General features: G+C 64.0%; 13 protein-coding genes, 1 tRNA gene and 4 pseudogenes. 12 read left to right on the plus strand and 6 right to left on the minus strand.

Going from position 1 to position 16,791, the window contains the following annotated elements; translation table 11 throughout:
- Positions 1-40 precede the first annotated feature (40 nt).
- Complete coding sequence (locus ACFQU0_RS01145) at positions 41-997, minus strand: cyanophycinase (protein ID WP_382198052.1); 957 nt, start codon at positions 995-997, stop codon at positions 41-43.
- A gap of 74 nt (positions 998-1,071) precedes the next feature.
- Between ACFQU0_RS01145 and ACFQU0_RS01150 the strand changes: the two genes are divergently transcribed.
- The 7 genes and pseudogenes from ACFQU0_RS01150 to ACFQU0_RS01180 form a co-directional block, all read left to right on the plus strand.
- The gene (locus ACFQU0_RS01150; protein ID WP_382198054.1) at positions 1,072-2,433 is read left to right on the plus strand and encodes a DUF3422 family protein; all 1,362 of its coding nucleotides are present in this window, start codon (positions 1,072-1,074) and stop codon (positions 2,431-2,433) included.
- A gap of 24 nt (positions 2,434-2,457) precedes the next feature.
- The gene (gene aroQ / locus ACFQU0_RS01155; RefSeq protein ID WP_382198056.1) at positions 2,458-2,901 is read left to right on the plus strand and encodes a type II 3-dehydroquinate dehydratase; all 444 of its coding nucleotides are present in this window, start codon (positions 2,458-2,460) and stop codon (positions 2,899-2,901) included.
- Between the two features lie 269 nt (positions 2,902-3,170).
- Positions 3,171-4,490, plus strand: a complete 1,320-nt coding sequence (locus ACFQU0_RS01160) for a tyrosine-type recombinase/integrase (RefSeq protein ID WP_382198057.1) — start codon at positions 3,171-3,173, stop codon at positions 4,488-4,490.
- Positions 4,491-4,559: 69 nt separating this feature from the next.
- Entirely contained in the window at positions 4,560-4,835 is a 276-nt protein-coding gene (locus ACFQU0_RS01165) for a type II toxin-antitoxin system RelE/ParE family toxin (RefSeq protein ID WP_382198059.1), read from the plus strand.
- Entirely contained in the window at positions 4,832-5,149 is a 318-nt protein-coding gene (locus tag ACFQU0_RS01170) for a helix-turn-helix transcriptional regulator (RefSeq protein WP_382198061.1), read from the plus strand. Before ACFQU0_RS01165 ends, ACFQU0_RS01170 begins: the two co-directional genes overlap by 4 nt.
- Positions 5,150-5,248: 99 nt before the next feature.
- A complete protein-coding gene (locus tag ACFQU0_RS01175; RefSeq protein WP_382198280.1) occupies positions 5,249-6,211 on the plus strand; it encodes a hypothetical protein in 963 nt (320 codons plus the stop codon).
- A pseudogene (locus tag ACFQU0_RS01180) lies at positions 6,205-6,606 on the plus strand (Y-family DNA polymerase); the annotation flags it as partial. The gene ACFQU0_RS01175 and the pseudogene ACFQU0_RS01180, both read left to right, overlap by 7 nt.
- Here the strand turns inward: ACFQU0_RS01180 and ACFQU0_RS01185 are convergent.
- Positions 6,604-6,996 (minus strand): annotated as a pseudogene (locus ACFQU0_RS01185) (type I restriction enzyme endonuclease domain-containing protein); the annotation flags it as partial. The pseudogenes ACFQU0_RS01180 and ACFQU0_RS01185 sit on opposite strands and share 3 nt — an antisense overlap.
- Between ACFQU0_RS01185 and ACFQU0_RS01190 the strand changes: the two are divergent.
- From ACFQU0_RS01190 to ACFQU0_RS01210, 5 genes and pseudogenes are all read left to right on the plus strand, one after another.
- Positions 6,992-7,285, plus strand: a pseudogene (locus tag ACFQU0_RS01190) (SDR family oxidoreductase); the annotation flags it as partial. The pseudogenes ACFQU0_RS01185 and ACFQU0_RS01190 sit on opposite strands and share 5 nt — an antisense overlap.
- A 10-nt stretch (positions 7,286-7,295) precedes the next feature.
- On the plus strand, positions 7,296-8,447 hold the full coding sequence (locus ACFQU0_RS01195) for an acyl-CoA dehydrogenase family protein (RefSeq protein WP_382198268.1): 1,152 nt from the start codon (positions 7,296-7,298) through the stop codon (positions 8,445-8,447).
- A complete protein-coding gene (locus ACFQU0_RS01200) occupies positions 8,444-9,502 on the plus strand; it encodes a CaiB/BaiF CoA transferase family protein (protein ID WP_382198062.1) in 1,059 nt (352 codons plus the stop codon). The genes ACFQU0_RS01195 and ACFQU0_RS01200 overlap by 4 nt, the downstream gene beginning before the upstream one ends.
- Complete coding sequence (locus ACFQU0_RS01205; RefSeq protein WP_382198063.1) at positions 9,495-10,280, plus strand: ABC transporter ATP-binding protein; 786 nt, start codon at positions 9,495-9,497, stop codon at positions 10,278-10,280. The genes ACFQU0_RS01200 and ACFQU0_RS01205 overlap by 8 nt, the downstream gene beginning before the upstream one ends.
- Positions 10,277-11,383 (plus strand): annotated as a pseudogene (locus ACFQU0_RS01210) (AMP-binding protein); the annotation flags it as partial. The gene ACFQU0_RS01205 and the pseudogene ACFQU0_RS01210, both read left to right, overlap by 4 nt.
- Before the next feature lie 397 nt (positions 11,384-11,780).
- Here the strand turns inward: ACFQU0_RS01210 and ACFQU0_RS01215 are convergent.
- The 4 genes from ACFQU0_RS01215 to prfB all read right to left on the minus strand — a co-directional run bounded on the left by ACFQU0_RS01215 (position 11,781) and on the right by prfB (position 16,731).
- A tRNA-Thr gene (locus tag ACFQU0_RS01215) sits at positions 11,781-11,856 on the minus strand.
- 36 nt (positions 11,857-11,892) lie between these two features.
- Positions 11,893-12,909: a class 1 fructose-bisphosphatase gene (locus ACFQU0_RS01220; RefSeq protein ID WP_382198065.1), complete on the minus strand. Its 1,017-nt coding sequence runs from the start codon at positions 12,907-12,909 to the stop codon at positions 11,893-11,895.
- A 6-nt stretch (positions 12,910-12,915) separates the two neighbouring features.
- Positions 12,916-15,624: an aminopeptidase N gene (pepN, locus tag ACFQU0_RS01225; protein WP_382198067.1), complete on the minus strand. Its 2,709-nt coding sequence runs from the start codon at positions 15,622-15,624 to the stop codon at positions 12,916-12,918.
- Positions 15,625-15,626: 2 nt separating this feature from the next.
- Positions 15,627-16,731 (minus strand): peptide chain release factor 2 gene (prfB, locus tag ACFQU0_RS01230; protein WP_382198069.1). Its coding sequence is split into 2 segments (ribosomal slippage): positions 15,627-16,649 and positions 16,651-16,731, totalling 1,104 coding nucleotides; the frame shifts between segments, so codons are not numbered across the junction.
- Positions 16,732-16,791: the final 60 nt, after the last annotated feature.

The raw sequence follows: 16,791 nt of genomic DNA on the forward strand, positions 1-16,791 counted from the left end.
CCGCAATTTGTCGGGCACAACGCGTGCGCCGCAAGGGTGGTCAGCCCCGAATCGGGCCGGGCGCCACCAGCAAGGCAACGGCTTCGCGCAGGTGGGGCGGCATGCGGCGCCAGCTTTCGCTGCCAGGCGACACGATGTAGCGCCGACCGGCCGGCAACAGGTTCAAGCGCACGCCCAACATTTCGAGGCGTTCGCGGCTTTCAACGTCGTCGTAGTTGCTGCGCAACTGGCGGCCGTCGAGCAGGGTCACGGCGCCACGGCCCACCACCTCAATGCCCACGCCACGCTCGATCACCAGCGCGGTGTCCTCGTCGATGCCCACGCCCAACATGTCGGGGCGCTGGGCCAGCACCGACAGCAGCCGACCCAGGCGGCCACGCTCGGAAAAATGCTGGTCGATGATTGCGCGCGACACGAAGCCCAGGCCCAGGTCCAGCTCGGCGGCTTCTTTTTCCGGCAGGCGGGGGGCATCGCCTTGCGCGAGCATGTGGCGCGACAACACAGCCGCGCCCGCGCTGGTGCCGGCAATGCAGCAGCCGCGCACATGAAACGCGGTGTGCAGGGCGCGGAAGGCCTCGGTCTCCCACAGCAGGGCCATCAGCCGGCTTTGATCGCCGCCAGAGATGAACAGACCATCGGTGTCGAGGATCTGGTCCACCACGGCGGTGCTGTTGGCGTGCTCCAGGGTGGGGATGTCGAGGTGGGCAGTGTGCTGCACCCCCAGCTCGGCGAACACGCCCTGGTAGGCCTGCCACACCCCTTGGGGGTCGGCGCTGGCGGCCGACAGCACGCGGATGCGGGCACCGGCCCCACCACACAGCTCCACAAAACGGCGCAGGACGACGCGGTCCTGCATGCGGTCTTCGGCGCCGCCAATGGGCATCAGCCGGCCCAGGCGGCGCGGGAGTGCGGGGGGTGTTGGGGTGGTTTGTGCCTGTGCGTGGGGCACCAGCGGGGCCAGGGCCGCCAGTTGCACCAGTTGTCGTCGTTGCAGCATCTTGGGTGGCTTGGTGAGAGTGTGTGCATTATCCCCGCGCGGTGTGAACGCCCGCAGCAAGCACAATGTCGGCTATGGCCGAATTCCCCCTCCCTGATGACTGCCCAACACCGGCGCGGCTGCTGCCGCCCGACGACACCCAGCGCGTGCTGCTGCACAACGAGGTGCATGCCCGACCGTCCGCCCGCATCCGCCTGCCCGCGTTGATCGTGTTCGTGGCCGTGCTCAATGAGGGGGTGAGCCGCGAGCAGGAGTGCGAGCACCTGCGCCGCCTGCCGGGGCAGGGCCATTTGCCGCTGGACAGCCTGCAAGGCAATTTTCTGCGCCTGCGTTTTGAGCAGCACACGCTCAAGTGGGAGCGGCACACCGAATTCACGCGCTACTCGTTGGTGCAGGCTTTGCCCGAAGAAGCTGGCCTGGGCGCGGCCGTGCCCGACCTGTTGCGTGGTCTGGCGGTGCCCGCTGAATGGCTGGCCAACATCCCGGGCCGCACCGTGGCGGCCATACAGCTGGCCATGGTGAACGCGGACTGGCCCGACGCCACGCCGGCCGCCCACGCGGCCTTGATGGCCCAGGCCCAGCGCTGGTTGGGGCGCGACAGCCTGGTGGCGTCGCAGCTGGGGGGGGGGCATTCGTGGGCCTTGACCGACTTTGCCCTGCGTGACGATGGCTTCGAGCGCATGTTGGTCATCGCGCCACCGGGCACCACCGAAACCCGGGCCGGACGCATTTCGCAACGCCTGCTGGAGCTTGAAACCTACCGCCTCATGGCCTTGCGTGGCTTGCCGGTGGCCAAGGCTTTGTCGCCCACGCTGGCCGATGCCGAGCGCCGACTGGCGGCCATCACCGCGCAGCTGGAAAACAAGAGCACGTCCGAGCAGGCGCTGCTGGACGAACTGGTGTCGGTGGCCGCCAGCGTGGAGCGCGCCACGGCCGAACACGCCTACCGTTTCGCCGCCACCCGCGCCTACGACACCCTGGTGTCCCAGCGCATTGCCGAGCTGCGTGAAAAAGCCATTCCAGGTACCCAGACCATCGGCGAGTTCATGCAGCGGCGCCTGTCACCCGCCATGGCCACCGTGGCGGCCACGGCGCAGCGCCTGGCCTCGCTGTCTGAGCGCATTTCACGCACCAGCGACCTCTTGCGCACCCGTGTGGACATCGTCACCGAGGCCCAGAACCAGCAACTGCTGGAAAAACTCACGCGTGGGCAGGAACTGCAGTTGCGCCTGCAAAGCACCGTCGAAGGCCTGTCCATCGCCGCCATCTCCTACTACGTGATCAGCCTGTTGCTCTACCTGGCCAAGGCCGGCAAGGCCGCCGGCCTGCCGCTGCACCCCGAGCTGGCCGCCGGCGCGCTGGTGCCGGTGGTGTTGTGGGCTGTGTGGCGCACCACCCAGCGCATCCACGCCAAATTGCACCGCGCCGATCATTGAACCGTTTTTGACCTCGGAGCACCCATGAACGTCCTCGTCCTGCACGGCATCAACCTCAACATGTTCGGCAAACGCGACTCCACGCAGTACGGCACCGCCACGCTGGCAGACATCGATGCACAACTGCTGGCCCTGGGCCAGGAACTGGGCGTGACTGTCGAAACCTTCCAGACCAACTTTGAGGGCGCCCTGTGCGAGCGCATCCACCAGGCCCATGCCGATCAGGTGGACGCGGTCGTCATCAACGCCGGCGCCTGGACCCACTACAGCTACGGTATCCGCGATGCACTGGCCATCCTGGCCTGCCCCATCGTGGAGGTGCACATGTCCAACGTGCACGCGCGCGAGCCCTTCCGCCACCATTCGGTCATCGCTGACATCGCCCAGGGCCAGATCGCCGGCTTTGGTGTGGACAGTTATTTGCTGGGCCTGCGCACGGCGGTCAACCACGCACGCAAGGCGAACTGAGCGCCTGGGATGCCCATGAAAAAAGCCCCCCGCCATGACAGCGAGGGGCTTTTTGATGTGGTGCCGGAGAGAGGAGTCGAACCCCCGACCTTCTCATTACGAATGAGTGAATAGGGGTGTTTGCCTATGTTGATCGGTATAGGTAGAATCTATAAAAATCAACAACATAGGCGGATTTCTTGGCTTTCTTGTGTTGATCTGGATTTGCCTTTTTTGGTCAAATTTGCCTACAGATTGCCTACAAGTAGTTGAGTTCCGGTGTCGGAAATATGGCAACAGGATCAAACCGAGTGCGATTGACGGCTGGCAGGGTTGATGCCTTCGCTTGCCCGCCTGACAGGGCACAGGCCTTTTTGTGGGACACCGAGGCGCCGGCCTTGATGCTTCGGGCCACCCCTTCGGGGCGCAAGACCTACGCCTTTGAAGGCAGGTTGAAAGGCGCCACCATCCGCGTGAACATCGGCACTGCTGCTGACTGGACGCTTGACAAGGCACGCAAGCGTGCCGCCGAGCTGAAGCAGATGATCGATAGTGGCACCGACCCCCGCGAGGTGGAGCGCCAGAAGGCTGCCGAAGCGGCCGCAGCAAAAGCAGAGCAGGCGGCCAAAGCGTTGACGGTGGGTGACCTCTGGCCGAGCTACATAGCCAACGGCAAGCCGAAGCGGCGCGAAGCATGGAAGCCGCGCTACCTGGCCGATCTGCAGAAGATGGCCGCCGCTGGTGGCGAAAAGAAAAAGCGCGGCACTGGCCTGACCCGGCCAGGCCCGATCTTCCCGCTGCTTGCCAAGCCGTTGGCTGAAATCAACGAGGACACGCTGAAGGTGTGGCACGACCGTGAGGCCAAAGCGGGCAAGCACCAGGCTGCTCGCGCGCTGATGATGTTCCGGGGCTTTTTGCGCTGGTGTGCCGGTCAGCGCGAGTACCGCGATTTGGTGGACTCTGATGCTGGTCGGGCGCCTGCCATCCTTGACACACTGCCAAGCATTGGCGAGAGCCGGCGCACCGATGCTCTGGAGTCGGCCCAGGTGGCGGGATGGTGGTCGGGAGTGATGCAGTTGGCCAACCCGGTGGCGTCGGCTTACCTGCGCACGTTGTTGCTGACCGGCGCACGACGCGAGGAGGTGGCTGCCCTCAAGTGGGAACACATCGATTTCCGGTGGTGCAAGGTCACGCTGGCGGACAAGGTGGGCGACACGCGCACCATCCCGCTGTCGGCCTACCTTGCGTGGCTGCTGGGCAGCCTGCCGCGCAAGAGCGAATATGTTTTCGCCAGCGTCAGCAAGTCCGGGCGCCTGACCGATCCGAGGTCAAGCCATCAGACAGCACTCAAGAGCGCGGGCATCGACCACTTGACCATCCACGGCCTGCGGCGTTCGTTTGCTCTTTTGGGTGAGGCGGCTGGCGCCCCTGCCGGTGCCATCGCCCAGGTGCAAGGGCACAGGCCCAGCGCCACGGCTGAGGGGTACAAGCCCCGGAGCATCGACGCCCTTCGCCCCTACGTCGAGCAAATCACCTCGCATGTGTTGAGCTTGGCTGGCGTGAAGTTTGAGCCCGTTGACGAGCCGGGTACGCTGCGCGTCGTCGCATAAATATTGCAAAAAGGCTATGATGTGAACCATTGGACGGTGACACTTCACGGGGCGGCCGAGGCTGAATTGATGGCACTTCCTGCCGACATGCGTGCCCGGTTTCTGCACATCGCGGAGTTGCTGGAGGAATTTGGCCCGCAGCGTGTTGGCCTGCCTCATGTTCGACCACTGGAAAGCAAGTTGTGGGAGATGCGCATGCAGGGTCGTGATGGCATTTCCCGCGCGGTGTACGCCGCCGTTCAAGGTCGCCGTCTGTTGGTGCTGCATGTCTTTGTCAAGAAGACGCAGGCCACCCCGCGCAGTGCCATTGAAACAGCCCTGAAACGCCTGGAGGCCCACAAATGAAGACGCTCAAGACACTCAAAGCCGAGCTGCTGGCCGACAGCAGAACACAGCAGGCTTATGACGATCTGGCCGACGAGTTCGACATGGCTCGGCAGTTGATCGAGGCGAGGACTCGCGCTGATCTGACGCAGACCGAAGTGGCGCTGCGGATGGGCACCACACAGAGCGTGATTGCACGCCTGGAGAGCGGCAAGCGCCCGCCATCCCTGCGTACCGTGCAGCGCTACGCCGAGGCCGTGGGTGGCCGCGTGGTGCTTCGTATCGAACCCATGGCGCCGGTCAAGCGTCGGCGCCAGCCTCAGGTCGTTGCCTGATTTCTTTTTTGCCCCAGCTAGGCCCGCGAACCGAAAAGCGGGTTTCCCTGACCCGCCTGCTGGGGCTTCTATTTTCGGGGTTGCACTGAGGGAGTGCACATGGACAAGTACGACAAATCCAACGCGCAGATGATCATCGACGGCTCTGGGTTGTTTGGGCCTGATGGAGCCTATTCCGGCCTGAGCTTTCTTCGCGTGGATGACCGTGGTGTATGGCCGGACAAGGATGGGTGCGCGGATGTCAGCTTCTGGCTGCCGGAGTACCTTTGGAAACCTTACTGGGAATTGGTTGATCACCCGGATGAGCCCAACGACCCGAATCAAGAGCCGGGGTTGCCCTTCCCATTCGATGAGTACCAGTTGGCCGCCTGGATGATGGGGGGCCTTGGCGGCCAAATCGCTGGACACTACGGCGACTGGGACGCCGGCCCCGACCAGGAAATGCTCGCACATCCTGATGCTCGAAAGGCGCGCCGGGGCGTGACCCGGGCGTTCGAGCTGGTTCGTGCGGCGATGTTGGTCGTCGGGTCGCCCCCTGTGGAAGTTCAGAGCCAGTGGCATCTTGCTGAAGATGAGTACGCCCGTGCACTTGGGGAAGCGAAGGCGAGAGAGGGTGACATAGACCGTGCTCGCGCGCTTCTGATTGGGCTTCGAGAGCAGGCGGACGCGCTGAAGGTTAAAAGTGAGGCGGCCATGGCGTTTTGGCGTCGTGCGATGGTTCGGCAGTTGCACGATGCCCGGCGAGCGACATGCGCGCGCCAGGCGCAGATAAACACGATACTCAGTGCGCAGGCCACCCCGGAATATCAGCGCGATGCTGCACATGCAGAGACTGTTCTGAAGCGGCTGGACAATGCCAACGCGACTTTGGCCATGATGACGGACGCGCTCGGCAATGCGCCCAAGACTGGCGACGTGGGCAAGATTCGCGAAGCACAGGCAGCAGTGGACGAGGCGCAGCAAGACGTTGAACGGGTGCAGGCAACCATTGAGCGGCTGCGGGGGGACGACCCTTTGATGGGGGAAGCGGCGTTTGTTGACGGTTTCGACTCAGAGACCTGACCAGAAGAGCCCACATCATCCGAGACCGCATCCTGCGCTGGACGGGCATCCCGTGCGGGATCGGGATCGCACCGACCAAGACGCTGGCCAAGCTGGCCAACTTCATCGCCAAGACGGCCGAGCGAAAGCCAGGGAGCTACCCCGAGCACCTGTCCCGGGTGTGCAACCTGGCGGTGCTGAGCCAAGGTGAGCTGGAAGCCATCCTGGGTGCCACCGACGTGGGTGAGGTCTGGGGTGTAGGGCCACGCATTGCCGCGCAGCTGCGAGAAGGCGGCATCAAGACGGTACTGGACCTGGCGCGCATGGACACGGCCGTGGTGAGAAGTCGCTGGAACGTGACCCTGGAGCGCACTGTGCGCGAGGTGCAGGGCATGCCGTGCATCGACCTGGACGATGTCCACCACTGCCTCGCTCACCACCGCCTGGCTGATGATCTGGCGGATGGCGACCTCGCGCTGCTCGTTGGTCTTCTTCTGGGTGCTGATGTCGCGCTTGGTCAAGATCACCTTGACCGCCTGCAGGAAGGCCACCTCGTCGCGCAGGGCCTTGGCCTCGTCAAGGGTGCAGCACAGGCTGAACGCCTTGCTCATGGCCAGGGCAGCATCGGCAAAGCGCTTCTTGCCGTCGCGCACTGGCTTGCCGTCCTTGCCCTTGGCGTCGGACACGATGCCCAGCACGTGGTTGGCCGCACCCGCCAGGGTCTTGTGCCCGCCGGTCTTGAACGCGCTGTAGTCGAACCCGTGCAGCATGGCGCGCAGCACGTCCAGCTTCTCCAGCAGGATGGCCAAAGAGTGGGGCCGCATGAACGTGACGGTCAACTGTGTGGCTTACGGCTTCATCAAGACACGTTTGACGGTTAGCGCTGACAGTGATGCCACCGAGAACATCGACGGTCGCGAGATCAAGGTGGGGGTGAACCCCGACCTGATGGCGGCCATGGAGCGGATGATCCCGCTGGGCCGTGGCGGCTCGCCCGACGAAGCTGCTGGTGCGGTCTATCTGCTGTGCATCCCCGAGTCCGATTACGTGAGCGGCCAGACGCTGATGTGCAGCGGCGGCTTGACGGGGATCTGACGCCATGAGCATGCTGCCCCAGCTTTACCGGCACGCCTGGATGGACGAGGAGATCGAGGCTTTCCGCGCACAGGCGCGCCGTTACATTGAACGTGAGATGGTGCCGCACTTGGACGGCTGGCGCCGCCAGGGCTTTATTCCGCGCGAGGTCTGGCGCGCCTTCGGAGAACTTGGCTTTCTGATGCCAGAGCTGGCCGAGGAATTCGGCGGTGCTGGGGCAAACCTGGCTTACCAGCTGGTGGTGCAAGACGAGTTGGCCCGAGCCGAGGTGCCCGCCAACTCGGCGGTGCACACCATCGCCGCACATTACATCGTCGACTACGGCACCGAAGAGCAGAAGCAGCGATGGCTGCCCAAGCTGGCCAGCGGCGAACTGCTGGCGGGCATCGCACTGACCGAGCCCGGTTGTGGCTCTGACTTGAAAGCGCTGCGCACCAAGGCCAGCAAAGATGGCGACCACTATGTGATCGACGGCGCCAAAACTTTCATCTCCAACGGCTACACCGCCAACTTGCTGGTGGTCGCCGTCCGCACAGGCGGGCCCGGTGCCAGCGGCGTGTCGCTGCTGGTCCTGGAAACCGAAGACCTCCCGGGTTTTCGCGTCGGCCGCCGCCTGGAGAAGCTGGGGCAGCACGCATCCGACACCGCTGAGTTGTTTTTTGACGGCGTGCGCGTGAGCGCGGACCGCCTGCTGGGCGAGCAGGAAGGCCAGGGCTTTCGCCAGTTGATGAGCCAGTTGCCTTTTGAGCGATTGATGCTGGCCGTTCCCGCCGCTGCAGTGATCGAACTGGCGGTCGCACTCACGGTCGAGTACACCCAGGGCCGAAAGGCATTTGGCCAGAGTGTGTTCGACTTCCAGAACACCCGATTCAAGCTAGCCGAATGCGCCACGCTGGCTCACGTGGTGCGCAGTTTTGTCAACGACTGCATCCAGCGCCTGCTGGACGGCACGCTCGACGATGAAGCCGCCTACATGGCGAAGTGGTGGTGTACCGAGCAGCAAGGCAAAGTGACCGATGAATGCCTGCAACTCTTCGGGGGTTACGGTTACATGGCCGAGTACCCGATCGCGAGGCTCTATGCAGACGCTCGCATTCAACGCATCTATGGCGGCACCACCGAGATCATGAAAGACCTGATCGCCCGGAGGCTGGGCGCATGAGCACAGCGCTGTCTTCACCGCTGAAGGGTGTGCGCATCGTCGAATTCGAAGGCATTGGCCCGGGTCCGTTGGCTGCGCGCATGCTGGCCGATATGGGTGCCGAGGTCACGGTGATCGCGCGCCCACAGCAAGGCGCCGTGACGGCGCAGCTGGGCGGCACCGGCGGGAACCCCATGCGGTCAGGCAAAGCCGTGGTGATTCTGGACTTGAAGCAAGACGCGGCCCGTGAGCAGGCGCTCGCCTTGGTGGCGAAGGCCGACGCACTGATTGAGGGCAATCGCCCCGGCGTGATGGAGCGACTGGGTCTGGGGCCGGCGGAGTGCGCAAGGGTCAATCCGCGCATCGTTTACGGCCGCATGACCGGTTGGGGTCAGAGCGGCCCGCTGGCTCAGGCTGCGGGGCATGATCTGAATTACGTCGCGCTCTCCGGGCTGCTGTCGCTCTCGGCGCACCGGGGCGACCGTCCCATCGTGCCGCCTACTGTGGTGGGCGACGCCAGCGGAGCGCTGGGTCTGGCTTTTGGCATGGTGTGTGCGATTCATCAAGCGCGCAGCAGCGGCCAAGGCTGTGTCGTGGACGCCGCCATTGTGGACATCGTCGCCATGCTCGGTGGCATTGTGCAGTGGGTTCGCAGCAGCGGCCAGATTGACGGTCCGCAACCAAGTCCGTTTCACGATTCGCCGTTCTACGACGTTTACCGCTGCTCTGACGAGGGTCACATCACCCTAGGTGCGTTGGAGCCTCAGTTCTACGCGCTGCTGATCGACAAGCTGGGCTTGCCTGACGTTGATCTGAAACAGCAGTTTGACCACCGCGCCTGGCCTGCGTTGAAGGCGCGACTGGTAGCGCTGTTCGCGAGCCAGCCACGTGCCCATTGGGAGGCGCTGCTAGAGGGTACCGATGTCTGCTTCGCGCCTGTCCTGAGTTTGGAGGAAGCGGCGCAGCACCCACACAACACGGCTAGGGGTACCTACCAGCGCACGCCCGAAGGCATTCTGAGCAGTGTGGCCGCTCCTCGTTTTCATCAATTACCCGGGGCCAAAACCCATGACTGAAGCGACGCGCCAACCGGCCATGCTGGAAGCACGTGGCATCACCCTCAAGTTCGGCGGTGTCACCGCCCTGGCCGACATCTCGGTGAACATCGGACAGCAGGAGCTGGTGGCGCTCATTGGCCCCAACGGTGCCGGAAAAAGTTCGCTGTTGAATGTGCTGTCAGGCTTCTATCGACCGAGCCAGGGCAGTGTGCGATTCGATGGTCTGGATATCGGGCACTTGCCGGTTCACCGTGTGGCCCAGACGGGCCTGGTGCGAACTTTTCAGGGCACCCACTTGTTACCGAATATGAGTGTGCTCGACAACATTCTGGTGGGGCGGTACATGCACATGAAGAGCACCCTGACCACCGCCTTCTTTTACTACCCCTTCGCACACCGGGAAGAGATCGCACAGCGGGCCATTGCCGAAGAGATCCTCGGGTTCCTTGAGCTGGAACACCTGCGCCACCAGAAGGTGGGGACACTGGGCTACGGCATGCGCAAGCGGGTCGATCTTGGGCGCGCGCTGGCAATGGAGCCGCGCATGTTGCTTCTGGACGAGCCCATGGCCGGAATGAACGGGGAAGAGAAGGAAGACCTTGCCCGTTTCATCCTGGATATCCGCGAATCGCGGCAAATTCCGGTGGTGCTGGTCGAGCACGACATGGGTGTGGTGATGGACATCGCCGACCGTGTAGTTGTTCTGAATTTCGGTCGCAAGATCGCCGACGCTTCGCCCGTCGCCGTGCAGCAAGACGAACACGTGATCTCGGCCTATCTGGGAGGAAAGGCATGAGTTCCCACACAACAAACCCGCCCCAAACACTTCCCCAGTGGCTGCTGCACAACGCGACAACGCGTCCGGCTGAAGTGGCACAGAGGCACAAGCTTGATGGCGTCTGGAAGGAATTCACCTGGGCCGATGTGCGAGACGAGGTGTGTGCGCTGGCGCTTGGCTTGCACGCGCGCGGCGTGCAGCGTGGCGAAACCGTGGTGCTGCTGAGTGAAAACCGGCCGCAACTCTATTGGGCGGAGTGGGCTGCGATGGCGGTCGGCGCCAAGGTCGTGGCCCTGTATCCGGACGCAGCAGAAGCTGAACTGGATTACGTGGTTGCGGACGCGCAGGCCGTCTGTGTGTTCGCAGAAGATCAGGAGCAAGTCGACAAAGTGCTGCCCGTGATGGAGAGGCACCGCGGCCTGCATACGATTGTGTGGTGGGAACCAGGGGGCCTCTGGTCTTACGAAAACGAAGGTTTGCTGGGCTGGGAGGCCTTCCGGGGGACTGCGACGCCAGCCGGCAGGACGTGGTTTGAGGAAGCGATCGCCCAGGGGCAAAGCAGTGACATTGCCGTGCTGTCCTACACATCGGGCACCACCGGGGCGCCGAAAGGCGTGATCACCACACACGCCTCACTGTTGCACAACGCCGATCTGATCGGCAGGACAGTGCAGGTGCCCGCGGGTTGCGAGTACCTGTCGTACATCCCTCTGTCGTGGGCCACCGAGCAATGGGTGGGTGTCACCCTTGGACTCATGGCGCCCATGCGGGTTAGCTTCGCAGAGCGGCCAGATCAGATTCAGGAGGCGATCCGGGAGCTGGCCTGCGAGATGGTGTTCTTCGGCCCGCGCCAGTGGGAAAGCTTGGCAGCACGTGTGCATGCGCGCATGCTGGATGCGGCCCCGTGGCGACAGAAAGTGGTCGATTGGGGCATTCGAATCGGTCGACTGGCCCGTGCAGACCAACTCGACACGCGCACACGTGCGTGGTGGGTGCGTGCGCTGCAGCCCCTGGCAGACCTGCTGGTGCTGAAGCCCTTGCGCGATCAGCTCGGTCTCAAGGGCGCCCGCATCGCTTTCACGGGTGGCGCTGCTGTGGCGCCCGACATCTTCCGCCTCTTTGCCTCCATGGGTGTGATGCTGCGCAACGTGTATGGCTGCAGTGAGTTTGTGGGCGCAGTCGGACGCAAGGTGGCTGGGCGCGCGAAGCCCTGGAGGTTTGCAGAGCCGGTACTGGAGCTCTTCATCGCTCAAGGTCTGGGCCAGCGTCCATGCCACGCCGGCCGTGCGCGCGTAGCTGGCGATTTCGCTGATGGTGGATTTGGAGATGCTGAGAGCGGCACCGATTTGGCGGGGGCTCAAAGTCCTACCGTCAGCAGCAGCTGTAGGCGCTTCTTGCTCATGGTGCTGCCGCACGATTCTTGTTCAACGCCTAGGAAAGCTCTTACATCCGCCGTTACATCGGCTCGGGCAAAGAAAAAGCCCAGCGGGTTAGGCTGGGCTAAGTCTTTGTTTTATATGGTGCCGGAGAGAGGAGTCGAACCCCCGACCTTCTCATTACGAATGAGCTGCTCTACCAACTGAGCTACACCGGCGTAGCCCGAGATTCTAGCAAATCCTGGGCGGGGGTTTCAGGCCGGCGAGGAGGGATCGAGGTGGTATCGGGTGACGCGCTCGACTTCGTTCTTCGAGCCTAAGATCACGCTCACGCGCTCGTGCAGCTTGGTGGGCTGGATGTCCAGGATGCGCTCGCGGCCATTGGTGGCGGCGCCACCGGCCTGTTCCACCAGCCAGCCCATGGGGTTGGCCTCGTACATCAGGCGCAGCTTGCCTGGCTTCTCGGGTTCGCGCTTGTCCCAGGGGTACATGAAGATGCCGCCGCGGGTGAGGATGCGGTGCACGTCGGCCACCATGGAGGCGATCCAGCGCATGTTGAAGTCTTTGCCGCGTGGGCCTTCCTTGCCGGCCAGGCATTCGTCCACGTAGCGCTTGACCGGGGCATCCCAGTGGCGCATGTTGCTCATGTTGATGGCGAATTCTTTGGTGTCGGCGGGTATCTGCACGTTTTCCTGCACCAGCACGAAGGAGCCTTGTTCCCGGTCGAGCGTGAACATGGCCACGCCGTCGCCCACGGTCAACACCAGGGTGGTTTGTGGGCCATAGACGCAGTAGCCGGCGGCCACCTGTTGCTTGCCCGCCTGCAGGAAGTCGCCTTCGTCCACACCCCGGTCACCTTCGGGCATTTTGAGCACGCTGAAGATGGTGCCGATGCTGACATTGACGTCGATGTTGGAGGAGCCGTCCAGGGGATCGAACAGCAGCAGGTATTCGCCTTGCGGGTAGCGGTTGGGCACCACGTAGATGCCTTCCATTTCCTCGCTGGCCATGGCCGCCAGGTGGCCGCCCCATTCGTTGGCTTCGATCAGCACCTCGTTGGCGATGATGTCCAGCTTCTTCTGCACTTCGCCCTGCACGTTTTCGCTGCTGGCCGTGCCCAGCACGTCGCCTAGAGCGCCTTTGTTGACGGAGTGGCTGATGTGTTTGCAGGCGCGGGCCACCACTTCCAACAGCAGGCGCAGCTGGGGCGGGATGCGCCCGTCCACGCGCTGTTGTTCAACGAGGTAGCGGGAGAGGGAGATGCGTTTCATGGCGTGTCAATCTTTCAGGGCGTGGGTCACGACTTCGCGCACGTCGTTGCTCAGGTCGGGCTTGGCGGCCACGCGGGCAATGGCTTCACGGGCGGCGCTGCGGTAGGGCTCGGCCAGCTTTTTCCAGCGGTCCAGCGCGCGTGCCAGGCGGGCGGCCACCTGGGGGTTGAAGCCGTCGATGTCCATCACGCGTTCGCTCCAGAACACGTAGCCACCGGCGTCGGCGCGGTGGAAGGCGGCCGGGTTGGCCTGGCAGAAGGTGGTGAGCACACTGCGCGCGCGGTTGGGGTTGCGCAGCTGGAAGTCGGGGTGCTGCATCAATTGGCGCACGGTGGGCAGGATGTTGCCACCACGGTCGGGCGCGCCGGCCTGCAGGGCAAACCACTTGTCCAGTGCCAGGGCCTCGTCTTTGAACAGCGCGTGGAAGCGCTGCAGCGCGGGCTTGGCCAGTTCGCTGCCGCTGACCACCATGGCCGACAAGGCATTGAAGCGGTCGGTCATGTTGCCAGCGTCCTTGAAGCGCTGGTAGGCCTTGCCCGGCCACACGGTGTTGCCGCTGTCGGCGGCGGCCAGGCACAGGTGCGTGAGCGCCAACCCCGCCAGGGCGCGGCGGCCGGCGCTGGTGCTGTCGGGCGAGTAAGCGCCGTTGCCCTCAAAGGCTTCGAAGGCCCAGGCCCAGTCGTCGAACAACTGGCGCGCCATCTGGGCGCGCATGGCTTCGCGCACGGCGTGCACGCGCTGCGGGTCCACCTCGGCCAGTTGCTCGGCGATGTAGGTTTCGGCCGGCAGGGTGAGCACCAAGTCTTTGAAGGCGGCATCCAGATCGGGGTGACGCAGCACCGCGCGCATGGCGGTGATGAAGGCCGGATTCAGTGGCTCGGTGGGCACCGGGCCGGGCTCGTTGATGGCCTTGAGCGCGCGGCGCAGGGCCAGGCGTTGTGCGGCTTCCCAGCGGTTGAAAGCGTCGGTGTCGTGGGCCAGCAGCACCAGCAACTCGGCGTCGGTGTACTCACATTCCAGCACCACCGGGGCGCTAAAAGCCCGCAGCAGCGAGGGCACAGGTTCGGCGTCGACGTTGATGAAGGTGAGCGTTTCGCTGGCCTGCGTCAGCACAAAGTTGCGCGTGCCGGCCTCGGCGTTGCTCCAGTGGGCCAGTTGCAGCGGCAGCTCGCGGCCTTCGTGACTGAGCAGCCCCAGGTTGACCGGAATCACAAAGGGTTCTTTGTGGTCTTGGCCAGGCGTGGTCGGGCAGCTTTGCGACAGGGTCAGCGTGTAGGTGCGCTCGGCGGCGTTGTAGGCGCCTTCGGCCTTCACGCGGGGCGTGCCGGCCTGGCTGTACCAGCGCTTGAACTGCGGCAGGTGGTTCGCGAGTTCGCTGCCGGGGTTGGCGTCGGCGATGGCTTGCGCGAAGTCGTCGCAGGTCACGGCCTGGCCATCAAAGCGCTCGAAGTACAGCTTCATGCCACGCGCAAAGCCATCACGGCCGACCAGCGTCTGCATCATGCGGACGACTTCGGCGCCCTTTTCGTAGATGGTGACGGTGTAGAAGTTGTTGATCTCGGCGTAGCTGTCGGGCCGCACCGGGTGGGCCATGGGGCCGGCGTCCTCGGGGAATTGCGCGGTGCGCAGCACCCGCACATCTTCAATGCGTTTGACCGCCCGCGCCGACGGGCTGGGGCACAGGTCCATGCTGAATTCCTGGTCGCGGAAGACGGTCAGGCCTTCTTTCAGGCTCAGCTGGAACCAGTCGCGGCAGGTGATGCGGTTGCCGGTCCAGTTGTGGAAGTACTCGTGACCCACCACGCTTTCGATGTTGGCGTAGTCGGTGTCGGTGGCCGTGGCGGGGTTGGCCAACACGTACTTGGTGTTGAAGATGTTCAGGCCCTTGTTCTCCATCGCGCCCATGTTGAAGTCGCTGGTGGCGACGATCATGAAACGCTCCAGATCCAGCGGCAGGCCGAAGCGGGCCTCGTCCCACACGACAGAGGCCATCAGCGAGTTCATCGCATGTTCGGTTTTGTCCAGGTCGCCAGGGCGCACGTAGACCTGCAGCAGGTGCTCGGCGCCATTGCGGGCGATCACTTTTTGTTCGCGGTGCACCAGCTTGCCGGCCACCAGGGCGAACAGGTAGCTGGGCTTTTTGTGCGGGTCCACCCATTTGGCAAAGTGGCGGCCATCTTCCAGGTCACCGCTGTCCACCAGGTTGCCGTTGCTCAGCAGCACGGGGTACAGGGTTTTGTCGGCCTTGAGGGTGACGGTGTAGGCCGACATCACGTCGGGCCGGTCCAGGAAGTAGGTGATGCGGCGAAAGCCCTCGGCCTCGCACTGCGTGAAGAAGGTGCCCTGGCTCACGTACAGGCCCATGAGCTGGGTGTTCTTGGCCGGATTGCAGGTCGTGAAGATTTCCAGGTCGAAGGGCTCGGTGCCCCCGTCGTCCAAGCCCGGCAGGTTCTCCAGCACCAGCTGGCCGCCGTCCATCTTGAACGAGCAGCCACCGCCGTTGACCATGACCCGCGCAAGGTTCAGGTCCTCGCCGTCCAGGCGCAGCGGCTGAGCCGGCACGTCCGGGTTGCGGCGCAGGCGCATGCGGTTGAGCACGCGGGTCTTGGCCGGGTCGAGGTCGAAGCTCAGGTCGACGCTGTCGATCCAGAACGCCGGGGCGGCGTAGTCTTCACGGCGCACCACGGTGGTGGGGCCTTCACGCAGAGAAGTCATGTTCAGACGCCTTGTTTCAGGGAAGCTTCGATGAAGGGGTCGAGGTCGCCGTCCAGCACCTTTTGTGTGGCGGAGATTTCGACGTTGGTGCGCAGGTCCTTGATGCGGCTGTTGTCCAGCACGTAGGAGCGGATCTGGTGGCCCCAGCCGACGTCGGTCTTGGTGTCTTCCAGCTTCTGCTGCTCTTCCATGCGCTTGCGCATTTCAAAGTCGTACAGGCGCGAGCGCAGGCGCTGCCACGCCACGTCGCGGTTGCTGTGCTGGCTGCGGCCATCCTGGCACTGCACCACGATGCCGGTGGGGATGTGCGTCAGGCGCACGGCCGAGTCGGTTTTGTTGATGTGCTGACCACCGGCGCCGCTGGCGCGGAAGGTGTCGGTGCGCACGTCGGCCGGGTTGATGTTGATCTCGATGGAGTCGTCGATCTCGGGGTAGACGAACAGCGAAGCGAACGAGGTGTGGCGCCCGCCCGAACTGTCAAAAGGCGACTTGCGCACCAGGCGGTGCACGCCGGTCTCGGTGCGCAGCAGGCCAAAGGCGTATTCGCCTTCCACTTTGATGGTGGCGCTCTTGATGCCGGCGGTGTCACCCGGGGTTTCTTCTTCCACCGTGGCCTTGAAGCCCTTGCGTTCGGCGTAGCGCAGGTACTGGCGAAGCAGCATGCTGGCCCAGTCGCAGGCCTCCGTGCCACCGGCGCCGGCCTGGATGTCGACAAAACAGTTCAACGGGTCGGCCGGGTTGTTGAACATCCGACGGAATTCGAGCTTTTCCACCTCGGCCTGCAGCTTGGCGCCTTCGGCCTCGATGGTGGCCACACCGGCCTCGTCGTCCTCAGCGGCGGACATCTCGAACAGCTCGGAGTTGTCGGCCAGTTCGCTGGTGAGTTGGTCCAGCACCAGCACCACACCTTCCAGTGAGCGTTTTTCCTTGCCCAGTTCCTGGGCGCGCTTGGGGTTGTCCCAGACGGTGGGGTCTTCCAGCGCGGCGTTGACTTCGTTGAGTTTCAGGGCCTTGGCATCGTAGTCAAAGATACCTCCGTAGCTCGACCACACGCGCGGTGAGGTCGGCCAGTTGGTTTTTGAGGCTGTTCAGGCGTTCGGCTTCCATGGGGGCAACTTTCGAGAGGGGATTCGGGGCGGCCTGACCACACGGTCCGGCGAAACCACC

Source organism: Hydrogenophaga defluvii (assembly GCF_042665235.1).
GTDB lineage: Bacteria > Pseudomonadota > Gammaproteobacteria > Burkholderiales > Burkholderiaceae_C > Hydrogenophaga > Hydrogenophaga defluvii_A.